At 59.5% G+C, this 924-nt stretch carries 1 protein-coding gene; it reads right to left on the bottom strand.

Annotated features, from left to right (window positions below; genetic code table 11):
* Positions 1-484: 484 nt before the first annotated feature.
* A partial coding sequence (locus EN879_RS37330; protein WP_245493951.1) for a hypothetical protein occupies positions 485-924 on the bottom strand: 440 nt, incomplete at its 5' end.

The following is a 924-nucleotide window of genomic DNA, read 5'->3' as shown; positions in this document are numbered from 1 at the left end:
ATTTTCGAGGCAAGGAAACGCGCTTCAGGCGCGTGATCGGGGAACCGTGACAGGGGGCCGTAGCTGGAACTTTGAGAGCGCAGATAGCGTCGGCGCCTGCACACGGCGGCCCTCTCCCCTCTCGCAAAAGCTGTCAGCCGCGGCGGTGCGATTACCGGCAGCAAAGGAGCTTGGTGTCGACGATGAACTTCCTGGCGACGAGATCGTTCGGACATTGCTGCAGCGCAGGATCCCCCCGCGAGCGCATTAGCTCCGTATTGTATGGCGTTAGGGCCGTTGAACCACCACCGGGGTGTGTCAGTAGCACCTTACAGGCAGCCGCAGGTCCAAACGAGCAGCACCGTTCCAAGCGCATAAGGGACCAGAAGCAAACCTATCGTCACCCAGAAAGCCGGCTCTGCCAAGGCGGCCATGTCCTTGCGAAACTGCTCCATGGGGCTACCCCGGCAACTTCGACAAACGAAAAGAGCTGATCTGGTATGGCCTACGGCCCGCTTTTGGCATCTTCGACCTCCAGCGCATCCATGAGGGCTGCCACATCGCTGGGTTCGCCAGCGGCGTCACCATGCACGCCAGTTCGCGCTTTCTTGAGCGCTTGCTCGATCGCATCTTCAATGTTTCCGAGCTCGTCCTCACGCACCTCGCGACCATAACCGGCCGCTTCGGCATCCTGCTCGAATTGCTGAGCCAGCACGGCGAAGCTCACTTCCTCTTGGCCGGCAAGAGTGCCGACATTCTCCTGCAGCCAGCTTTCAAAAAACTCTTTGGTCGCGTTCATCGGATAACTCCTCCACCGGATTAAGCGCGGCGGCGATCCGAAGTTCCGCCATGGCGTCACTTTCTCAATCAGACGAACAGAAGCGCGTGCGCTGACATTCACGGAAGGCAGCTGAACTTTCAGGTGCCACATGACCGCCGCTTCAT

It is taken from the genome of Mesorhizobium sp. M7A.F.Ca.AU.002.02.1.1 (genome assembly GCF_003998535.1).
Taxonomy (GTDB): Bacteria; Pseudomonadota; Alphaproteobacteria; order Rhizobiales; family Rhizobiaceae; genus Mesorhizobium; species Mesorhizobium ciceri.
Note: the sequence above shows the minus strand (reverse complement) of the source record. Positions and strands in the feature narration are given on the sequence as shown.